The following is a 19,914-nucleotide window of genomic DNA, read 5'->3' as shown; positions in this document are numbered from 1 at the left end:
ATACGTACTAGTCCAAACTATAAGGAAACTTTGGACGAGCTTTTGTCAACGATTGTCAGACGTATGCATGCTATCCAACTTTTGCATTCTGTTGAAGTGTTGTTTCACTCCATTCAGTATCCCACATTGATTCGCGCTAAAGTGACGCATCCCATTTCCAGCATGCCCCACCCGTGTCCCTAACGCTCTCGCTTGCTTGCGCCCGCGCATTACATCTCGCCGCGCAGGGCCTGCTGACTCCGCCTCGCCGCAAGGCGACCAAATCCGACGTGCTCGCCGCGATCCGCCAGATGGCACAGTTGCAGATCGACACGATCCACGTCGTCGCACGCAGCCCGTATCTGGTGTTGTTCAGCCGCATCGGCCCCTATGCACCGCAGTGGTTAGACGAGCATCTCGCGCAAGCGAAGCTATTCGAATACTGGTCACATGAAGCGTGCTTTTTGCCGATCGAGGATTTCGGACTGATGCGTCATACGATGCTCAATCCAGTCGGCATGGGCTGGAAATATCCGGCCGACTGGCACGCGCAGCATCGCGACGAGATCGATAAACTGCTTGCCCACGTTCGAATCAACGGACCAGTACGCTCGGCCGATTTCATGCGCAACGACGGCCATACTAGCAGCGGCTGGTGGAACCGCAAGCCTGAAAAGAAGCATCTCGAAGTATTGTTTTCGCTAGGACGCCTGATGGTTGCCGAGCGACGCAACTTCCAGCGCGTATATGACGTTACCGAGCGCGTGCTGCCAAGCTGGGATGACGCGCGCGACCTGCCGCCGCGCGATGCGGTGCTGCCGCGTCTCATCGACAACACGTGCCGCGCACTCGGCGTCGTGCGTGCCGACTGGATCGCCGACTACTACCGTCTGCCGAAGCGCTCGTATCGCGATACATTGCATGCGCTTGCGGATGCGGGGGATTTGCTGCCTGCGACGATCGAAGACTGGAAGGAACAGGCATTCGTGCACCGCGATCTCGCGCCGCTCGTCGACTCCGTAAGTCGCGACGCACTGCGCTCGACCGTCACGACGCTGCTGTCGCCGTTCGATCCAGTGGTCTGGGACCGGCGCCGCGCATCGGCGCTGTTCGATTTCGATTACACGATCGAGTGCTACACGCCCGCGCACAAGCGCCGCTACGGCTACTTCTGCCTGCCGATCCTGCACCGCGGCCGACTGATCGGCCGCGTCGACGCGAAAGCGCATCGCGCGCAGCACATCTTCGAGCTGAAGTCGGTGCATATCGAGCCGGGCGTGCGGCTTGGCGCTGGGCTGCTGGCCGATGTTGGCCGTGCGGTGCGCAAGCTCGCCGACTGGCACGACACGCCGGTCGTCAAGGTCGGCAATGCGCCAAAGGAAATCGTGCGTGCGTTCGAGACACGCTGAACGCCGCCGCGACGCGATCAACGCCGTGCGCCAAAAAAAATGGCGCGGCGCGTTCGACCGGCGTGCGCGGCTCGGCGATTCGCGGATCGCCGGCTGTGGATAGCGCGTGCGTCCTTTTTGCAGTTCCAGCGCCCGTTTCCGGCAAGCGGTACGCGGCGGCGACAACGAAACAGCAGATCCTCCACCGCACAAACCTGCCGGTGTCGCGCGCCGCTAACGAACGGTCCGAGTTTAGCCGCGCCCGCTCCCCGACCCATTACCGGCAGGCGGAACAGGTCCAAGCCATCCGCACCGTCCATGCATGGCCGGTCAATCGCCCAATTGACGAAATCGCGGCGTACCGTCTGCGAGGGTCTCGTTGAACATCGCTTCGGGCCGCACCCATAGGCTGCGCGCTTTCGGCCACAACTGCTCATAGACGACAACGGATTCTTCCGTCTCCGAATGCCGTGCAACGCCGATCACGCGATACAATCCGCCCTTGTAATGGCGGTGAGTCGCAATTCGTTCGGCTTCCTGCTCAGTCATCGCATGCTCCATAAAATCGACGAGCGCGTATTGTATGCGCGCAAGCCGCCGCACGCGGCGACAGCGGGTCAGCCGCGCTCAATCAATCTCATCGGTCAAAAACATAGGCAGCATGCGGCTGGACAGGCACGGTAAAGCTCCAGCGCGGGAACGCGTAATGGCAGAAACGGCAACGCAGGCACGCGTGGCTTTAGCGTGAACCGGCGTCGATCGACGCGCGTGGCCGCCGTTGCGGCGCGATGCCGAGCTGATCGGCGTCACGGACCATCGGGCGTCGAACGCTCGAATGCTCATGCCGATGGCCCGTTCGATCTTTCATCATCCGAAGGTTCTGCGCACTTGCGCCGGATCGTCGAGCGTCAACGCTCATCCGAGCCGCGTGCATTTGAACGATGACTACGCCAACGGCCGCACGCCGATCAGCAAACCGTGCAGCACGAGCGCGAATAGCGCCCAGGCGACGAGCCCCGCGCCGACCGCGACACTGTCACGCATGAGAGACCCGGCCGGATAGCGCTTGCCGTCGCGCTGATCGCGAGCACGCGACACAATGAAATCGGTGAACGCCCACACCAGGAACGCGCCGAATAGCAGCTCCGCATGGAGCATGCCGTTTGCAAGCAGATGCGCAATCGCCCATGCCATCACGCCGGCGAGCATCGGATGGCCGACCAGCGCCTTGATTCTCGTGCCGGGCACATAGGCGGCAGCGAACAGCACGAACGCCATTGCCGTCAGCAGTCCCGCCAGATGCCGGATGCCGACAGGCGGCAGCCATAATAGCGTGGCGTTCTCGCGAGCAAGCGCATAGCCCCAAACAATCAGTGCGAGGCCCGCCGCCGATGCCAGCGAATAAAGGCCCTTCCAGCGACGCTCGCCCAGGCTCGCGATCCGCGCGGCGCGCCAATCGTCGGCGAAGATCCGAATCGAATGCATGCCCAGGAAGATCAACAAACCGAGAATCAGGACGACCATGCGCGCGTCTCCAGATGGGGAATTTTTTATCGACTCAATCGGCATGTGTTGCGCCGAGCATCGTACATGCACGCGCCGCCGTCCGCCACCCGCAACGCAAACGCGCCGGTGCGCTATGGCGTGCGCTTCGCGCGGCGCGCGCTCGTTTTCATCGCCGCCCCCGCGCGCACGGCGGCGCGGTACGCGTCACGGCACCAATCGCGCAGCGCGCCAATATCCTCGAGCACGTCGGCGGGCGCTTCGTAATAACCACCAATGACCACCGCACGCGAGCGCGCGAGATACGAGAACGGCCCCATGCCGCAGCGCTCGAATGCCGGGCGGTTGACCTCGTCCACGCGCAGGAACAGCGAGCCGCGTATGACAAAGCCGAACAGTACGCCGTCGAGCCTGAGCGCCGCGCCGCTGAAAAAGCGCGTAACGGCGATCCGGCCGAGATCCGCAAGCTGCTCGGCGAATTCGTCGGCGCGCTGCTTTTCGGTTTGCCAGCTCACCGGGCCGGCATCAATGCGCGACGGCGATCACGTCGGCAACCGCCGCCGTCAGCTTCTTCGCATACGGCACGTGCAGGAACTCGTTCGGCCCATGCGCATTCGATTTCGGGCCCAGCACGCCGCACACCATGAACTGCGCCGCGGGAAAACCCGCTTGCAGTACGTTCATCAACGGAATCGTGCCGCCGAGCCCCATGTACGCGCAGTCCGCGCCGAAGTGCCGGCGCGACGCGTCGTCGAGCGCCGTTGCGAGCCACGGTGCGAGATCCGGCGCGCTCCAGCCGGTCGCCGCGCCCGCGTCGGGCTTGAACGTGACTTTCGCGTTGTACGGCGGATCGAGTTCCAGCAGCGCCTTCAACTGCTGAACAGCCTGCGCCGCGTCGACGAGCGGCGGCAGCCGCAGCGAAAGCTTGAACGCGGTGCGCGGCCGCAGCACGTTGCCCGCGTTTTCCAGCGCGGGCAAGCCTTGTGCGCCCGTGACCGACAACGACGGCCGCCATGTCGAATTGAGAAGCGCCTCGCGCGGATCGGCCGTAGTGGGCAGTACCGGTTTGCCGTCCTGCCCGCAGGCCCATGGCATCGCCTTCCAGACGGCGTCGCCGAGAATCGACGCGGCCGCCTCGGTTTCGCGCAGACGGCTTGCCGGCACTTCGCAATGAAACGACGCGGGCAGCAGGTTGCCGGTCGCCGCATCCTCCAGCCGCTCGAACAACTGCCGCATCACGCGGAAGCTCGACGGCGCGATGCCGCCGTACACGCCCGAATGCACGCCCTCCTCGAGCACCTCGACTTGCAGGTCGCCCGACACGAGCCCGCGCAGCGACGTCGTCAGCCAAAGCTGATCGTAATTGCCCGCGCCCGAATCGAGGCACACGACGAGGCTGACGTCGCCCAGCCGCGCGCGCAGTACGTCGACGTAAGGCAGCAGATCGTAGCTGCCCGATTCCTCGCATGTCTCGATGAGGCCAACGCAGCGCGGCCGCTCGATTCCTTGCGCATCGAGCGCGGCAAGCGCGGTGAGGCTCGCGTAGATCGCGTAGCCGTCGTCGGCGCCGCCTCGGCCGTACAGCTTGCCGTTCTCGAGCTTCGGCGTCCACGGGCCGAGATCGGCGCGCCAGCCGTCGAATTCGGGCTGCTTGTCGAGGTGACCGTACAGTGCGATCGTCTCGGTACTACCCGTGCGTGTCGCGGGCGTCTCGAAGAAAATCACCGGCGTGCGGCCGGCAAGCCGCACGATCTCGACCTTCAGCCCTTTGACGGGCTGCCGCTCTGCCCACTGCGCGGCATCGGCGACGACGCGCTCGATATAGCCGTGCTTCGCCCAGTCGGGATCGAACGCAGGACTTTTCGCGGGCACCGCGATGTAGTCGGTCAGCGCATGCAGAATCTCGTCGTTCCATTTGCGTTCGATGAAATCGGCGAGGCGGTCGTGGTCGATGACGCGGGCAGTGGCGGTAGTCATGGCAATGAGCAGCGCGAGATGTATGACGAGATGAAGTGGCGATGATAGCGCCGATACGCCCGCTTTGACATGCGCGTCGCGAGCCCGTTGGCCGCACGTTCGACCGCCAACGCGCCCGCCACGCCGGCCCGGGCCCAAGCCGCTTGCCGCCGGCGCGAATGCACGCTAACGCGCATCGAAATTGCGGCGATACACCGCAGGGCTCGTCGCGGCAATGCGTCTGAAGTGACGTCGCAACGATTCCTCCGAACCGAATCCGGCCAGCGCAGCGACCCGTGCAACGCTCAGCGCCGGGTCGCGCTCGATCAACTCCTTGGCCAGCCCGACACGCTCGCGTATCAGCCATTCGTAAGGCCCAAGCCCCGTCGCGTCGCGGAACAGCCGTTGCAGCGTGCGCGGGCTCATCGCCGCGCGCGCGGCCAGCGACGCAAGCGTATGCGGCTGTGCAGCATGCGCACGCATCCAGTCGATCAGTTTCGCGAGCCGGTCGCCACTGACACGAGGTAACGGACGCGGCACGAACTGCGCCTGGCCGCCGTCGCGATGCGGCGGCAGGACGAGCCGCTGCGCGACGCGATTCGCGATTGCACTGCCGTAATCGCGGCGCACCACGTGCATCAACATGTCGAGGCCCGCGGCCGAGCCCGCCGACGTGACGATCTGTCCCGCATCGACATACAGTGCATCGGGATTCACGCGCAGCAACGGATAACGCGCCTGCAGACGCTGCGCATAACGCCAATGCGTGGTCACGGTGACGCCGTCGAGAATGCCCGCGGCAGCGAGCACGAAAACGCCCGAGCAGATCGAGCAAAGACGTGCGCCGCGACGGTGCGCGGCGCGAATCTTCTTCAGCAGCGGCTCGGGCGGCGTTTCGTCGGGATCGCGCCAGCCGGGAATCACGATCGTCTGCGCGCGGTCCATCAGCGCGAGCCGGTACGGCGCGGCAACCGTGATGCCGCCCGCCGCGCGCACGGGCCCCGGCTCGCTCGCGCAAACCGCGAAGCGATACCAGTCGACGCCCAGCTCCGGCCGCGGCAACGCGAACAATTCGACCACACAGCCGAATTCGAAGGTGCAGAGCCGATCGTAGGCAAGCGCGACAACGAGATGATTGTGCATGGCGCGATGTTACCGGAAGTTGTCGATCGCGCCACTGTCGCGCCGGGCGTGCATTGCGGATACTGAGCGCATGTTCATCACAGCTTCGCCAGAAACAGGAGCCCTCAGCATGTCCCTCGTCACCGATATTGCCCCCGCCGACAGCGCCGCCGCCATCGCCCATTTCGAAGCGTCGCTTGGCTTCGAAACCGATTGCTCGGACGTGCACGATGCGCTGACGTCCGGCGCGCCCGATTTCGTGCTGCTCGACGTGCGCAGTCCTGAACGCTACGCCGCCGGACACGTGCCCGGCGCGCACAACCTGCCGCATCGAAAGATCATCGAAAGCAAGTTATCGGCATTTCCGCGCGACACCTGTTTCGTCGTCTACTGCGCGGGCCCGCATTGCAACGGCGCGGCGCGCGCGGCACTCAGGCTCGCCCGCCTCGGGCGGCCGGTGAAACTGATGGCAGGCGGCGTCACGGGGTGGCTAGCCGAAGGGTTCGCGCTCGCGCGGACGGCGGCCGCGCCGCCGTCCGCTGCCTTCGATCAATGACAAACCCGCAACAATGCGTTGCCTGCAAAACCACGCAAAACGCGCGACAATCGGCTCCATTGCAGGTTCAGCGTCAAGTCGAACGACCATGCCGTTGCACCGACGCACGATGGAGCAGCAACATGCAGACAAGCATTTTGGTTCAGATCGCCGGCTCGGTCGCCGCCGCCGCGCTCTACTTCCTGCCGGCAATCATCGCCGATCGCCGCCGCCGGCATGACAAGCTGACGATCGCGCTGTTCAACGCACTGTTCGGCTGGACAATCATCGGCTGGCTGCTGACGCTCACGTGGGCGACGCAACCGAACCCGCCCGGCGATATCGCGAGCGAGGTGCGGCTCAAGCGCCGCGCACTCAGCATGAAGGCTTTCTCGACCGGCCTCGTCGAACGCGTGCAGCGGCGCATTGCCACTCAGCAAAGGTAGCCGGGGCACGAAGCAAACGCGTCGCACCGATGCTCCGCCGGCTTGGCCCAGCCAGTGAATACCCCCGTGCGCCGCGCCGCGCATCAAGCTTGCGCGGGGCCGCGAGCCGCCAACGAGCGCATCCGCACGAGCCCCGCAGGAATCGTGCGTGGCTCGCCCACGACGGCGTGGTTCGGAAACATCTCCTGCCGGAATTCGCCGTGCTCGTCGAACCACTGACAGATCACCCATTCACCTTGATCAAACACGACCGGGCCGACGTGGGTAACGGTCATGCGCGGACCGCCCGTCCTGAGCGTCACGACATCGCCAATTCGAAACGACGGAGTATCCGTATCACGGTAAGTCATCATCTTGGTGGCCCTTCTCGAAGTCATTTATTTATTCATTTTCTCGATATCTGCGGTACTGCCATTCCGCATCACCCAGAGATTAGCAATCGTCAAAATAACCGGCAAGTACTCTTCAGAGATTTTTTCTGACTTGAGTTAATAACTGATGACATTGCGCAACTATGTGGCACCTACCTCACATGCCCGCCTGACTTGCCAGAGCGCAAGCAAACCGATTTCATCACGGGATACGATCGTCTCACGGCCAGTTCCCCCGAATCACCTCGGGAAACGCCTTCCATTCTCCGAATTTTTCCAATCGGAATATACAAAAATTAATTTTTGATTTTGCAAAAACATCTACATCAGATTATTTAATTGGATATTGCGGCATTGCCGCAATCCGGCGGGCCCGCATTCGTCCGGCGCGCGCGGATTTCAGCCAGATCGGCGCGGTAAGCCATATCGCCCAACATATCCGGCGGCAAATCGGCATCGCCCCGTGCGGCATGGTGCGATCGTGCATCGCAGCACGCAGCACGCCCGCGCACGCCATGCTCATCGCGCGCGGGTGCGCGCCTGGCGATTCCGTGCGCCTAGCCGGTCGTCGGGCCGAACCTCGCGAGCGCGTCGTATGGCCCGCTTCCGCTCACTATCCGGCATGAACCGGCACGCCGGTCAAGCGCGCCCGGCCAGCGCCGTCCGGCCGTTCGGTTCGCCTGCCCTCGCCGCGCCTTTAAGCCGCAGCTAAGGTTGCCGCGCTTATCATGCATGCAGAGGCGCGCGCGAAAGCGCGCGCGCCGGACTCGAATGGATGATCCCCATGCGCGTATTGCTCGTCGAAGACGACCCGCTGATCGGCAGCGGGCTCGAACAGGGCCTCCGACACGAAGGCTTCGCGGTCGACTGGGTACAAAACGGCGAGGCCGCGACGCTCGCGCTGCGTACCACGCCATACGGCCTGCTGCTGCTCGATCTCGGCTTGCCGGACAAGGACGGCCTCACGGTGCTCGCCGCGCTGCGCCGCCGCGACGACACGCTGCCCGCGATCGTGATCACCGCGCGCGACGCGCTGCCCGAGCGCATCGCCGGCCTCGATTGCGGCGCCGACGATTATCTGGTCAAGCCGTTCGCGCTCGAGGAACTGCTCGCGCGCATTCGCGCGGTGAACCGCCGTCAGGCGGGCCGCGCGCAGACGATGCTCACGGCCGGCGCGCTACGCCTCGATCCGGCGCGCCACCAGGTCTGGCGCGACGGCGAGGAAATCACGCTGTCGCCCAAGGAGTTCGTGCTGCTGCACGAACTGATGCGCGAACCCGGCGCGGTGATCTCGCGCGAGCAGTTCGAGGAGCGGCTGTATAGCTGGGGCGAAGAAATCGAGAGCAACGCCGTGCAAGTCCATATCCATAATCTGCGCAAGAAGCTCGGCCACGAAGCGATCCTGACCGTGCGCGGCGTCGGCTACCGGATCGGAGACGGCGCATGAGCGGCAAGCGGCGCCGCCTCGCACGCCTGCCGGCGTCGCTGCGCGGCCGGCTGCTGGCATGGCTGCTGCCCGCCGCGTGCGTGATCGGCCTGCTGGCGAGCGCGGGCACCTACTGGGGTGCGCTGCGCGAACTCGACGATCTGCTCGACGACCAGATGCGCAGCCTGTCGAAGCAAATTCAAGTCGATGCCACCGGCAAGCTGTCGATCGCGGGCCGCGACAAGAGCAGCACGCACCATCCGCTCGACTACGATCCCGACGACGTGCTGCTGCAAGTCTGGCGCGACGGCAAGCTCGAATTCACGACTGATCCCGCGACGCATCTGCCGCCCCCCGATCGAACCGGCTTCGTGCAACTCGACACGTCCGGCCAGCGTTGGCACACCTTCACGCGCGAAAGCGCGGGCACGACGATCCGCGTCGCCCAACAGCGCCAAGCGCGCTGGGAAGCGATTGCGGGCATCGCCGTGCATCTGCTGTGGCCGGTGTTGTCGCTGCTGCCGCTGCTCGCGCTCGGGTTGTGGTTCGGCATCGGCTACGGGCTGCGACCGCTCGGCGCAATCGCGGCCGGCTTGAAGCGCCGCCACGCCGCCCACCTCGAACAGCTCGACATCGCGACCGTACCGGCGGAAGCCAAGCCGCTCGCCGCCGCCATCAACGATCTGCTCGCGCGGCTCGACCGCTCGTTCACGCTGCAGCGACACTTCATCGCGGACGCGGCGCACGAGTTGCGCACGCCGATCATGGGCCTGTCGATTCAGACCCAGCTTCTCGGCCGCGCGGCGAGCGCCGACGAACACGCGCGCATCGTCGCGCAGATTCACGCGGGCGTGTCCCGGCTCGCACACCTGGCCGAGCAATTGCTGACGCTCGCGCGGCTCGAGCCCGACGCACCGGCCGCGTCGTTCGCCGATGTCGATCTCGTCGCGCTGGGCCGCTCGGTCGTCGCCGAGCGCGCGCGCGTGGCAAGCGCGCAGCGCGTCGACCTCGGCATGATCGGCGGCGCGGCGCCCGTGCATGTGTCGGGCAACGCCGACATGCTGCGGGTGCTGCTCAACAATCTCGTCGACAACGCAATCCGCTACGCGGGCGCCGGCGCGCGCGTCGACGTCGAGGTGCACGCCAACCCCGGCTCGGGCGGCACGGCGCTCGAAGTGCGCGACAACGGCCCCGGCATTGCCGAAGCGGATCGGCCGCGAGTCTGGGAGCGCTTCTATCGGGGCGGCGGCGCGCAGCTCGTGTCGACATCGGGCAGCGGACTCGGGTTGTCGATCGTCAAGCGCATCGCCGAGCAGCATGGTGCGGCGGTATCGCTCGAAAGCGGCGCGAACGGACGCGGATTGACGGTCAAGGTGCGGTTTCCGGCTTCGCAAACGTAATTGACCGCGCTCGAACATGCACGCGGCAATTTCGCCATCTATTCGATTCAATGATCGGCTCGACAGAAACTCGGCGGGAATTTTTCGATAAATAAAAATGGGGAAGGCACAGAAGCCAGGCATTTGCAAAAAATTCCCGCCCTCCGTCTTTCCCCATTTCTCATAAAATCTCGGTAGTAAAAAACGGGCAGCCAACAAGCCGCCCGATCAATTTTTATTTTAGCGCCGCGATTACAAACCCGAGTTGGTAAAACCGGAGATAAGCCCGTTGACGGCTCCGGCAAGCCCGCCCACCACCAGACCGGTAGGGTAGCCCAGCACGCCGCCGACCAGCGACGTCACCGGAGCCAGCACACCGGCGCCGCCGTCCTGGCCGGCAATCCAGCCGCCCTGCTGAGCAAGCGTCAATCCGCCGCCCCACGCACCATTGACTAAACCGCTGAGAGCACCGAGGACCCCGCCGAGCAAACCCGCACCGGAAACAGCCTCCACTTCCTGCATGTTGAGTTCTTGCATGTTCAGCATTCCTATAGGGTGATATATATGCCAGATGCCCCATCTGGCCAGATTATCGGCCTAGACCTCATCGCCGTCGGCCAATCTCGCAGCCCGCGTATCGGTGAATCAAAATGTGATTACGCGTCTAATGGATTCTGCTTTTTGTTTTTGAAGCGATGACAACGACAGAAGATATATCCATTATATTCAGAAGATATGAAGAAACTACTTTTTATAAATTTTTGATAATCTTCCAATTAGAAAGGTGGCGATGGATTTAGCAAAAGCCATTCAATCTTATTAATCCGGGAGAACGACTTTGCCGAATAAGCCGGGAGTGCCGTCGATAGCGTGACGGCCATGCGAGCCGGCCACGCGGCGGGAAATCCGGACGGCGAGGAAATCTTCACTTCAGGGAGTTCATTGACACGCCGGTAAGCGGGCCGCCCACAACGCGACGTTCGCCGCAACGCAAGCCGTCACGCATCGTCAGGCCCGTTTCGTTGACGAATCCGCTTTTCCACAATTTTTGTTGGCAAGCTTGTGGACATCCTGAGCATCGATCGATCAACTCCTTGATGCAACAGTAATTTCGGCAATGCGCCAGATAAACGGCACGCCGACGTTCGACGCCGCGATTTCGCGAGGGCTCTTCCCCGTCTTGTCCACAATTTTTGTGAGCAAACTTGTGGACATCCTGAGCATCCACCACTCAACCCATTGATCCGGCGATATTTTTTCCATCGTATCAGGCGCGCGGCAGCCGGCGCACGCCCGCCCGGCCGTTCATCACGCCACACACCGCCCTGGCCGCCGTCCTGCGCTTTTTCCACAATTTTTGTTGGCAAGCCTGTGGACATCCTGGGCATGTGCCGGCCAACACGTTGATCGGACTCGCTTTTTCGGGAGGGCATCAGAAACGCGGCAGCGCGCGCACGCGGCTATCTCGACGCACGGCGGGGAACGCTTCGCACGAACGCCCGGGCACACGCCTAGGCGCATTCTTCATTCATTGTGAGTCACGTCGCCGTACCGCCCATGCAGAGTATGGCATCGAGGTATAGCCACACGGACATATCGTTCGGACGGTTCTCGCCGCTGTTCGCGCAGCCAGCCGCGCGCGGACGCAGCGGCCTTGTCGATACGCGACCCCACTAGGAAAGGCGGCCGTAGCACTTCCGTGCTCATCGCACTCCTCCGATGAAAACGGCGCCTGTCCCGCACGCCGCCTATCCGTCATCGGGAAACGACCACGACGCGCTTACCGCGCAGGCGGTATCGCCTTCTGCATCGCTTCACGAATCTGTTCCGGTGTCAGATCCTGCTTATGAGTCCCCACGGACCAGCGATGGCCGAACGGATCGTCCAGTTGCCCATAGCGATCGCCCCAGAACATATCGGTGGCCGGCATCGTCAGCTTCGCACCGGCTTCGACCGCACGCGCGATCGTCTCGTCGACGTCGGGCACGTACAGATGGATGAATACCGGCGAGCCTTTCAGCGCGATTGGCCCGAGCGCGCCGCAATTGGCCATTTCGTCGACAAGCATCAGCGTCGAATCGCCGATCCTGACCGATGCATGCATCAGCCGGCCAGGCTCGTGCGGCGAAGGCAGCCGGCTGAGTTCGACGGCGCCGAACGCCTTCTTGTAAAACTCGATCGCGGCGGCAGCGCCGTCGCAAATCAGATGGGGGGTCAGCGAGTGCATCCCTTCGGGGATCGGTTTGACTGCAGCGGACATGGTGCGGCTCCTGGACTATGGGTAATTAATCGGACGATTCGAGCGCGCCACGTGTGGGCGCTCTATCACCACGACGAACCAGCTCGTCCGAAATCGACACAAGCCACGACATTTTTTAGCTTCGACGGCCAAAGCAGGAACAATCGTCCTGCGCGCCGCCGCGCGATCACTACGGCGGCTCAACTCGATGAGCCCTCTTGCGCCCGAATGTAGCCAGCGAAACCACGCGCAACGCTCGGCAGCATGATCGATACGCCGCTCAACGTCGAAACCGCGAGCATCGCGCCGATACCCGATGCACGGTAAAGACCGGTTGTCGAATCGGATACTGGTCCGCACCGAATCTCAGCTCCCATGGTCAGCGCAAAAAAACGCCGCAGCGGAGGAGTGAAGAGTACCGACCCATAAAGAGTACCGCCCCATACGCATTGCCGCGCTTACCGGATAGACGGGGGCGCGACGCAATCTGCCCGGCCGGTTTTCCACAGTTTCTGTCGACAAACATGTGGATATCCTGCGCATGCAAGCGCCAAACCGTTGAAACCACGACGGTTTCCGCGTCGCGGCAATCCACGGGCAACGCGGCGCGGCGGCGATCCCGCGCGCCGCCGCGTACCCGGCATTCGACACACTGCGTCAATGCTTGTCGAGGTTCGCCGTCAGCTCGCTCGCCTTGTTGCGCAACGCTTCATAGCCGGAGCGAGCGTGCTCGGGCAAATCGGGATCGCCGACGAGCGCGCCAAGCGTCTCGATCAGGCTGAACAAGATGCCCTTGGCCGCACCGAGCGCGATGCTTTGCGATTGAATCGACTCGTGCAGATGATCGACCGCCGCCTCGAGTTGTTCGAGCTTCGGCTGCTCGCCTTGCGAACGCGTGTTGCCGGGTTTGTCGTTCGTCATCGTGAATACCTCGCCATACGGTTTGTTGCACTCGGCGCGCCTGCACTCCCATCGGCCAGCGCCGGGCGGTTAATCGGCGCGCGTCACGCTGCGGTGTTCGATCACCGGCGCGCAGCATCGGTTGACCCGGCGTTCGAGCGGCTAGCCAACGCTGCCCGTCAACATCGCGGATATCCAACCGCCCGAACTTCGGCACCGCGATCCCATTGTATGGTGCGCAACGCGCGCCGCCTCGATTCGGCGCAATCCGCGCGCATTTCGACGAAATCCCCGCGTATCACAGCACTGCGACAACCCGCGCGCCGCCGTCGGCAACCGCGACCACCTGCCCGTCGACGCGCCGGAACGTCAGCGACACGTTATCGTCACCGACGCGCAAGCCGTCGATGCGCAGCCAGTCGACGCCCTCCGGCAACGCCGGCCGCTCGATGCGCACCTCGCCGCGCGCCGCGTCGACGCCAATGCCGAGGCACGCCTGCAGCATCATGAACGGCGCACCTGCCGCCCACGCTTGCGGCAGACACGCAACCGGATACGCAGTCGGCGGCTCGCCGCGCTGGCGAGGGAAGCCGCAAAACAGTTCGGGCAGCCGCATGTCGAAGCTCACGGCCGCTTCGAAAAGCGCCCGCAGCAGTTCGATCGCCGCGCGCTTGTCGCCGTAGCGCGCGAGACCGCGTGCGGCAAGCGCGTTGTCATGCGGCCAGACCGAGCCGTTGTGATACGCCATCGGATTGAAGCGCGGCTGCCCCGCCGCGAGCGTGCGCACGCCCCAGCCGGTCTGGAACAGCGTCGAGTCGAGCACGCGCGCGACCGCTTCGCCGCGGCTTTGCTCGGGCAGCCCGAACGCGAGCAGATGGGCGGCGTTCGACGCAAGCACGCGGCAGAGCTGGCCGTGCCCATCGACCGCGATCCCGTAGAAGCCCGCCTCGGGCATCCAGAACAACGCCTCGACCTGCTCGCGCAACGTCTTCGCGCGCAGCGCATAGCGCCCAGTATCGGCCGCATGGCCCCGCCGGCGCGAAAACTCGGCCATCGCTTCGAACGCTGCGCACGCATACGCCTGCACCTCGACGAGCGCGATCGGCCCATCCGGAAACCGGCCGTCCGCGTGAAATACCGAATCGTGGCTGTCCTTCCACCCCTGATTCGCGAGACCGCGCTCCGACGTGCGCTGATAATCGAGCAGTCCGCGCGGATTACGGTCACATACGTCGATCACCCATTGCGTCGCCCGTTCGAGCGCGGGCCACAGCTCGTCGATCAATGCATCGTCGCCGGTCTGCTCGACGTAGGCGCCCGCGAGCACGACGAACAGCGGCGTCGTATCGACACCGCCGTAATACAGCGCGAACGGCACCTCGCCCGTCGCCGCCATCTCGCTTCGGCGAAACTCGTGCATGATCTTGCCGGGTTCGGCATCGCGAAACGCCGACGTCTCGCGCGCCTGGTGCGCGGCAAGAAAGCGCAGCACGCCGCGTGCAAGCGAGGGTTGCAGCCACAGCATCTGTAGCGACGTGATCACCGCATCGCGGCCGAACGGCGTCGAGAACCACGGAATGCCCGCATATGGATAGGGGCCGGTGTCGAGTTGGGTCGTCAACAACCCGAGATCGGCCAGCGAACGGTCGAGCCACGCGTTGAACAGCGGATTGCTGGTGCGCACCCGCGCCATCGCGCGGCGGCGCTCGCGCATCGCGCGGTGCACGCCGACGAGTGCGCCGCGCAGCGCGCCGCGGCCTGTGTCGGGAATCGGCGGCGCGGCGCCGGCGGCTTCGCCCACGCGTGCGTCGACGCTCAGATAGATCGACACGCACGCTTGCGCGGCGATGTTCAGCGCGTAATCGGCGCGGTCGACCGACAAGCGGGCGGGCGCCGGCGACAAACCGATGCAAACCGAGCGCGACACGCCGTCGAGCCCGTCGTAACGCAACTGGACGCCGCCCGCGTCGATTCGCGGCGGCGCGATCACCCCACGCCGCGCACGCGGCGTGCCGCGCACTTCGAACATGTCGAGAAAGTCCGCGCCGAACGATATCGACAGCGGCACTTCGGCATCGGCCGTTCCATAGTTCGTCAGCGTAAGCGCCTCGTGCAGCACATTGCCGGCCAGCACGCGCATCCGCTCGATGTGGATCACGCCTTCGGGCGTCTCGCTGCCGCCGAGCGGCGGCAGCGGCCGGTTCGTCAGATGCGCGGTAAACGACGCGTTGTCCGCGCTCGTTGCCCCAGACAGCAGCGATGGCGCGCGGCCGCCGAAGGTGAGCCGCCATTGCGACAGCACACGCATGTCGTCGACGAAAAAGCCGTCGTCGTGCCCCGTGATGTCGCCGAGCGCATCGCCGACCACGAACGCGCTGCCCGCCTTCAGCACGTGCTGGCTGCCGCGCGCGGGTTTGCGCACGTCGGGCTCGGGCGCGACGAACGCCACGGCGGGCGACGGCACGGGCGCCGGCGAAGCCGTTGCTGGTGCATGTGTCAGCGTGGATGTGGAAGCGGGCGCGGCGGCCGGGCCGCGAACGGAGGAATCATCTGCAGTCGTCGACATCGAAACTCCCATGCTGCGTGCAACGCGCGGTGTGCGCGACAGGATTGGCACAGCATAGGGCAGAATGCGCCCGGCGCGCAGCCTCGCGCCGCACGTTGGCCTATCGGCCTACCGGCTCGCCGCGAGGCTTGGCGGCCAAGCTCGTCGATGACGGGCCTGCGCGCGGCCGCCGAAACGTGGGGCGGCCTGCCACCGCGGTCAAATCGATACCCCGCTTCGCCCCAGCAGCCGCATCGAACCCCATCGCACCCTCATCTGCTGCGCGCCGACGTCGAACCCGCCGCGCTCGATCATCGCGATGCCGGCGCCTCGAACCGCGCACGTGAGCGGATCGTCCGCCACCCGCGCGACGAGCCCCGTCTCGTCATACAGCCGCTTGCCGAGATTCGCGAGCAGCGCGCCACCGCCCGTCAACACGATGCCGCGATCCGCGATATCGGTGACAAGTTCGGGCGGCGCATTCTCAAGCGCGCCCTTCACCGCGCTGACCACCTGATTCAACGGCATCGCAAGCGCATCGGCGATGTCATGGTTGCTCAGCTCGATCGTGCGCGGCAAGCCGTCCCGGACACTGCGCCCCACCGCCTGCATCGATACGCGCGGCACGCGGCCGCTGGCCGCGCCGATCGTTTTTTTCACGTGCTCGGCCGTCTGCTCGCCGAGCAGCACACCGTAGACGTTGCGCACGTAGTTGATGATCGCCGCGTCGAACTGCTCGCCGCCGACGCGGACCGTCTCGCGATACACGATGCCGCCGAGCGCGATCACCGCAACCTCAGTCGTGCCGCCGCCGATGTCGACAACCATCGAGCCGATCGCGGCCGACACCGGCAGCCCCGCGCCGAGCGCGGCCGCAAGCGGCTCGCTGATCACGCTGACCCGCGACGCGCCGGCCGCGAGCGCTGCATCGCGGATCGCGCGCAGTTCGAGCGCCGTCGCATTCGACGGCACGCAGAGCGTGAACGCGACGCGTCGCCCGAACATCGAGCGCGCATTGGACATGCCGACGAACAGACGCATCATCTGCTCAGCCGCGTGGTAGTTCGCAACGACGCCGTGCTGCAGCGGCCGGACCGCCTCGAGATGCTTCGGCGAACGGCCGAGCAGCGCTTTTGCCTGCTCGCCGACCGCCTCCACGCGCGCTTTCGCGCTCGCGTCGCCGCGCTTGCTGAAACAGACGACCGACGGCTGATTGAGCACGACGCCGCGGTTGCGGACATAGATCAACGTGCTCGCCGTGCCCGGATCAACCGCGACCTGGTGCGCAAAGAGCCTTTCGAGAAACGGTGCCGCCATGGTGAAGCCTCTATTCGAATCGGTAAAACGACGATGCGGGCAAACCGCAGGCGCCTCAAGCGCAATCCGCTGCGACGCGCGCCATCCATTCAGTCGCTTAGCGGCAGGACGCAAAAATACTTTAGGCAATTTCGCTGATTTTTATCGAATATCTTCGACCGATTAGCGATAGATGGACAAAAGCGGTACTCTCTCGCTTCCGCCGGCCCTGGTCCGGTATTCCGACTATCCCGTTCACTTCAGCGATAGCCAAGACAATGACGGCGCCCACGCCTGATTCCATCCGGCCCATTCCTTGTTGCACCGGCCTTGTCGCCGCGCTGTTGATCGTCTGCGCCGCAGCGGGATGGCCCGCGCGCGCCCGGGCCGCCGATGCGTCCGGCACGCCCGCCGATGCTGCCGCCCATACAGCCGCGCCGGCAATGGCGCAGCCGGCCGCGACGCTTGCCGCGTCCCCTTCACCCACGCCGGCGCCGGCCGCTGCGGCGGCCGCCGCCCGCCACACGGGGCCGGCGACCTGCGCGGCCGATGGCGGCCCCGACGGCCGTCCGGCGATCGGCCTCGTGCTGTCCGGCGGCGGCGCGCGCGGCTATGCGCATCTCGGCGTGCTGAAAGTGCTCGAGGAAAACCGCATTCCGGTCGACTGCATCGCGGCGACCAGCATGGGCGCGGTCGTCGGCGGCCTGTACGCGAGCGGCATGACCGCAGACGAGATGCAGCGGCGGCTGTCGCAGGTCAATCTGTCCGACATCGCATTCGACGTCACCGAGCGCTCGGATCTGCCGCAAAAACGGCGCGAGGACGAGCGGCTGTATATCGATGGCCTGACGCTCGGTTTCAGCAAGAAAGGCTTCAAGGCGCCCGTCGGGCTGGTGCAGGGCAACCGGCTGCAAGGGCTGCTATCGACCTGGACGGCGGCCGTGCCGACCAATCAGCCGTTCGATCAACTGCCGATTCCGTTTCGCGCGATCGCGACCGATCTGCGCACGGGCGAGATGGTCGAGCTTGACCACGGCTCACTGCCGCTCGCGATCCGCGCCAGCATGGCGATGCCGGGCCTGTTCTCCCCCGCCGAGATCGACGGCCGCACGCTCGTCGACGGCGGGCTCGTCAGCAACCTGCCGGTCGACACTGCGCGGCAGATGGGCGCGAATGTCGTCATCGCGGTCAACATCGGCTCGCAGCTCAAGCCGCTCGACTCGCTCGCGTCGCCGGCCGACGTGATGCAGCAGATGGTCGGCATCCTGATCCGGCAAAACCTCGCCGGACAGCGCAAGCAATTGCGGCCGGGCGACGTGCTGCTCGAACCGGCGCTCGGCAAGCTCAGCTTCACCGATTTCCAGAATGCGCAGGATGCGATCGCAGCCGGCGAGGCAGCCGCCACCCACGCACTGCCCAGCCTGAAGCGCTATGCGCTGTCGCCCTCACAATACGCGGCATACCGCGCCGCGCACACGCAACCGCCGCCGCAACCGATCCGCATCACGGCGATCGACGTCGAAACCAACGGCCCCGTCCCGGCACGGATCGTGCGCGACGCGCTGCACATCAAACCCGGCGACACTTACGATCCGAAGCAGGTCAGCCAGGATCTGCTTGCGCTGACGACCAGCGGCAATTTCGACAGCGTCACCCAACAGGTGGTCAGCGACGGCGACAAACATCGCCTCGTGATCGACGCGCGCGAGAAATATTGGGGGCCGAACTTCCTGCTGTTCGGGCTCGGCCTGTCGAGCAGTTCGAGCGACGAAGGCGGCTTCCGGCTGCACATCGGCTACCGCCGTCCGTGGCTGACGCCGTCCGGCCTCGAATTCCGCGTCGACACGACGCTCGGCAGCGATCTGCAATCGGCGCACGTCGAACTGCGCCAGCCGCTGCTGAACCGTCCCGGCCTGTATGTCGCGCCCTACGCGGAATACCAGCGGCGCTTCGTGAACATGTACGACGACGACGTCAAGTTCACCCAGTACCGGTTGCAGACGCAGCGCGTCGGCGTCGACGTCGGCTGGCCGATCGGCCACCTCGGCGATTTCCGCATCGGCCTGGCGTATGCGCACGGCACGGGCGCGCCCACCTACAATCTGCCGCTCGACGAGGGAGACCTCTTCCCGTCGCGCGTGTTCCTGTTTCCGGGGCTCTCCGCCCACGCGCTCAGCGTGCGGGCGCGGCTCGTGATCGACCAGCTCGACGATCCGCTGTTCCCGCGCAGAGGCTACTTCACGGAATTCCGGGCGGAGCGTTCGCTGTCGACGCGCAGCAGCGACACACTAGGCGACTTTTTCGACAATGCCGCCGACGCGCGGCACACCGAGGTATACGGCAAGCTGATGGTCGCGCAGCAACTCGGCCGCCACAGCGTCAGCGCGACGATCGAAGGCGGCAAGATCTTCGGCGGCAAGAACCTGCTCAACATGTTCAACTTCACGCTCGGCGGGTTCCAGCACCTGTCCGCCTACGCGGCGGACCAACTGACGGGCGACGCGCTCGTCTACGGGCAAGTCACCTATATGAATCAGTTGATGACGTTCAACGCGTCGCCCGTCAAAGCGCTTTTCGTCGGCGCGAGCGCGGAACTCGGCAATGTCTGGAATGGCGGCGCGCGCATCGGCGGCAGCACGCTGAAGCAGAGCTATACGTTCTTCACCAGCTTGACCACTTCGTTCGGCCCCGTATACATGGGCGTCGCGCTCGCGCCGGGCGGGCGGCGCAACCTGTATCTGCAACTCGGGCGGACGTACTGACGGCGCACGATCCGGCGCTGCCGCCGGGTCGGGCTGGGCCGGGCGCAATGCGTGCGCCGCCGCGCGA

Annotated in this window: 17 protein-coding genes; 6 read left to right on the top strand and 11 right to left on the bottom strand. The window is 65.0% G+C overall.

The genetic code is table 11. The features are described 5' to 3' along the window. Nucleotides 1-173 precede the first annotated feature (173 nt). A complete protein-coding gene (locus AQ611_RS18920) occupies nt 174-1,388 on the top strand; it encodes a winged helix-turn-helix domain-containing protein (protein ID WP_069235665.1) in 1,215 nt (404 codons plus the stop codon). A 309-nt stretch (nt 1,389-1,697) separates the two neighbouring features. On the opposite strand, the gene AQ611_RS18915 is transcribed toward AQ611_RS18920, so the two are convergent. The 5 genes from AQ611_RS18915 to ftrA form a co-directional block, all read right to left on the bottom strand. After that, a complete protein-coding gene (locus AQ611_RS18915; RefSeq protein WP_069236394.1) occupies nt 1,698-1,916 on the bottom strand; it encodes a DUF1653 domain-containing protein in 219 nt (72 codons plus the stop codon). Between the two features lie 396 nt (nt 1,917-2,312). Next, the gene (locus tag AQ611_RS18910) at nt 2,313-2,891 is read right to left on the bottom strand and encodes an NnrU family protein (RefSeq protein ID WP_059514700.1); all 579 of its coding nucleotides are present in this window, start codon (nt 2,889-2,891) and stop codon (nt 2,313-2,315) included. A gap of 113 nt (nt 2,892-3,004) precedes the next feature. Further along, complete coding sequence (locus AQ611_RS18905; protein WP_069235664.1) at nt 3,005-3,385, bottom strand: TfoX/Sxy family protein; 381 nt, start codon at nt 3,383-3,385, stop codon at nt 3,005-3,007. A gap of 10 nt (nt 3,386-3,395) precedes the next feature. Continuing rightward, nucleotides 3,396-4,847 (bottom strand): M20 family metallopeptidase, encoded by a 1,452-nt coding sequence (locus AQ611_RS18900; RefSeq protein WP_069235663.1) that lies wholly within the window; start codon nt 4,845-4,847, stop codon nt 3,396-3,398. Nucleotides 4,848-5,012: 165 nt separating this feature from the next. Continuing rightward, the gene (gene ftrA, locus AQ611_RS18890) at nt 5,013-5,969 is read right to left on the bottom strand and encodes a transcriptional regulator FtrA (protein ID WP_059514706.1); all 957 of its coding nucleotides are present in this window, start codon (nt 5,967-5,969) and stop codon (nt 5,013-5,015) included. Between the two features lie 109 nt (nt 5,970-6,078). Here ftrA and AQ611_RS18885 point away from each other — a divergent pair, with 109 nt between their 5' ends. Continuing rightward, nucleotides 6,079-6,504, top strand: a complete 426-nt coding sequence (locus AQ611_RS18885; protein WP_059514708.1) for a rhodanese-like domain-containing protein — start codon at nt 6,079-6,081, stop codon at nt 6,502-6,504. 122 nt (nt 6,505-6,626) lie between these two features. Then, on the top strand, nt 6,627-6,929 hold the full coding sequence (locus AQ611_RS18880; protein WP_059514710.1) for a superinfection immunity protein: 303 nt from the start codon (nt 6,627-6,629) through the stop codon (nt 6,927-6,929). An 83-nt stretch (nt 6,930-7,012) separates the two neighbouring features. On the opposite strand, the gene AQ611_RS18875 is transcribed toward AQ611_RS18880, so the two are convergent. Beyond that, nucleotides 7,013-7,282, bottom strand: a complete 270-nt coding sequence (locus AQ611_RS18875; protein WP_082711774.1) for a YodC family protein — start codon at nt 7,280-7,282, stop codon at nt 7,013-7,015. Between the two features lie 802 nt (nt 7,283-8,084). Here AQ611_RS18875 and AQ611_RS18865 point away from each other — a divergent pair. Further along, nucleotides 8,085-8,747 carry a response regulator gene (locus AQ611_RS18865; protein ID WP_069235660.1) on the top strand — a complete coding sequence of 221 codons (663 nt, stop codon included), beginning with the start codon at nt 8,085-8,087 and terminating at the stop codon, nt 8,745-8,747. Further along, nucleotides 8,744-10,126 (top strand): sensor histidine kinase, encoded by a 1,383-nt coding sequence (locus AQ611_RS18860; protein WP_069235659.1) that lies wholly within the window; start codon nt 8,744-8,746, stop codon nt 10,124-10,126. Before AQ611_RS18865 ends, AQ611_RS18860 begins: the two co-directional genes overlap by 4 nt. A gap of 231 nt (nt 10,127-10,357) precedes the next feature. On the opposite strand, the gene AQ611_RS18855 is transcribed toward AQ611_RS18860, so the two are convergent. From AQ611_RS18855 to mreB, 5 genes are all read right to left on the bottom strand, one after another. Continuing rightward, nucleotides 10,358-10,642 carry a hypothetical protein gene (locus AQ611_RS18855; protein WP_069236393.1) on the bottom strand — a complete coding sequence of 95 codons (285 nt, stop codon included), beginning with the start codon at nt 10,640-10,642 and terminating at the stop codon, nt 10,358-10,360. Nucleotides 10,643-11,885: 1,243 nt separating this feature from the next. After that, nucleotides 11,886-12,365, bottom strand: a complete 480-nt coding sequence (locus AQ611_RS18850; RefSeq protein WP_069235658.1) for a VOC family protein — start codon at nt 12,363-12,365, stop codon at nt 11,886-11,888. A gap of 636 nt (nt 12,366-13,001) precedes the next feature. Further along, nucleotides 13,002-13,265: a hypothetical protein gene (locus AQ611_RS18845; RefSeq protein WP_059514721.1), complete on the bottom strand. Its 264-nt coding sequence runs from the start codon at nt 13,263-13,265 to the stop codon at nt 13,002-13,004. Nucleotides 13,266-13,542: 277 nt separating this feature from the next. Continuing rightward, a complete protein-coding gene (locus AQ611_RS18840; protein WP_069236392.1) occupies nt 13,543-15,810 on the bottom strand; it encodes an amylo-alpha-1,6-glucosidase in 2,268 nt (755 codons plus the stop codon). 198 nt (nt 15,811-16,008) lie between these two features. Further along, entirely contained in the window at nt 16,009-17,106 is a 1,098-nt protein-coding gene (gene mreB, locus AQ611_RS18835) for a rod shape-determining protein (RefSeq protein WP_069235657.1), read from the bottom strand. Between the two features lie 257 nt (nt 17,107-17,363). Here mreB and AQ611_RS18830 point away from each other — a divergent pair, with 257 nt between their 5' ends. After that, nucleotides 17,364-19,847: a patatin-like phospholipase family protein gene (locus tag AQ611_RS18830; RefSeq protein WP_069235656.1), complete on the top strand. Its 2,484-nt coding sequence runs from the start codon at nt 17,364-17,366 to the stop codon at nt 19,845-19,847. The last annotated feature ends 67 nt before the right edge of the window (nt 19,848-19,914 follow it).

Source organism: Burkholderia singularis, assembly GCF_001718875.1.
GTDB classification, from domain to species: domain Bacteria; phylum Pseudomonadota; class Gammaproteobacteria; order Burkholderiales; family Burkholderiaceae; genus Burkholderia; species Burkholderia singularis.
The sequence above is the reverse complement of the archived record's forward strand: the minus strand, read 5'-3'. Positions and strand labels throughout refer to the sequence as shown.

What these genes read in the sequence shown, in the direction of transcription:
- AQ611_RS18845 (WP_059514721.1), bottom strand. Translation starts at nt 13,265, where the DNA reads ATGACGAACGACAAACCCGGCAACACGCGTTCGCAAGGCGAGCAGCCG.
- AQ611_RS18830 (WP_069235656.1), top strand. Translation starts at nt 17,364, where the DNA reads ATGACGGCGCCCACGCCTGATTCCATCCGGCCCATTCCTTGTTGCACC.
- AQ611_RS18855 (WP_069236393.1), bottom strand. Translation starts at nt 10,642, where the DNA reads ATGCAAGAACTCAACATGCAGGAAGTGGAGGCTGTTTCCGGTGCGGGT.
- AQ611_RS18885 (WP_059514708.1), top strand. Translation starts at nt 6,079, where the DNA reads ATGTCCCTCGTCACCGATATTGCCCCCGCCGACAGCGCCGCCGCCATC.
- ftrA (WP_059514706.1), bottom strand. Translation starts at nt 5,969, where the DNA reads ATGCACAATCATCTCGTTGTCGCGCTTGCCTACGATCGGCTCTGCACC.
- AQ611_RS18880 (WP_059514710.1), top strand. Translation starts at nt 6,627, where the DNA reads ATGCAGACAAGCATTTTGGTTCAGATCGCCGGCTCGGTCGCCGCCGCC.
- AQ611_RS18900 (WP_069235663.1), bottom strand. Translation starts at nt 4,847, where the DNA reads ATGACTACCGCCACTGCCCGCGTCATCGACCACGACCGCCTCGCCGAT.
- mreB (WP_069235657.1), bottom strand. Translation starts at nt 17,106, where the DNA reads ATGGCGGCACCGTTTCTCGAAAGGCTCTTTGCGCACCAGGTCGCGGTT.
- AQ611_RS18860 (WP_069235659.1), top strand. Translation starts at nt 8,744, where the DNA reads ATGAGCGGCAAGCGGCGCCGCCTCGCACGCCTGCCGGCGTCGCTGCGC.
- AQ611_RS18910 (WP_059514700.1), bottom strand. Translation starts at nt 2,891, where the DNA reads ATGGTCGTCCTGATTCTCGGTTTGTTGATCTTCCTGGGCATGCATTCG.
- AQ611_RS18875 (WP_082711774.1), bottom strand. Translation starts at nt 7,282, where the DNA reads ATGATGACTTACCGTGATACGGATACTCCGTCGTTTCGAATTGGCGAT.
- AQ611_RS18840 (WP_069236392.1), bottom strand. Translation starts at nt 15,810, where the DNA reads ATGTCGACGACTGCAGATGATTCCTCCGTTCGCGGCCCGGCCGCCGCG.
- AQ611_RS18865 (WP_069235660.1), top strand. Translation starts at nt 8,085, where the DNA reads ATGCGCGTATTGCTCGTCGAAGACGACCCGCTGATCGGCAGCGGGCTC.
- AQ611_RS18850 (WP_069235658.1), bottom strand. Translation starts at nt 12,365, where the DNA reads ATGTCCGCTGCAGTCAAACCGATCCCCGAAGGGATGCACTCGCTGACC.
- AQ611_RS18915 (WP_069236394.1), bottom strand. Translation starts at nt 1,916, where the DNA reads ATGACTGAGCAGGAAGCCGAACGAATTGCGACTCACCGCCATTACAAG.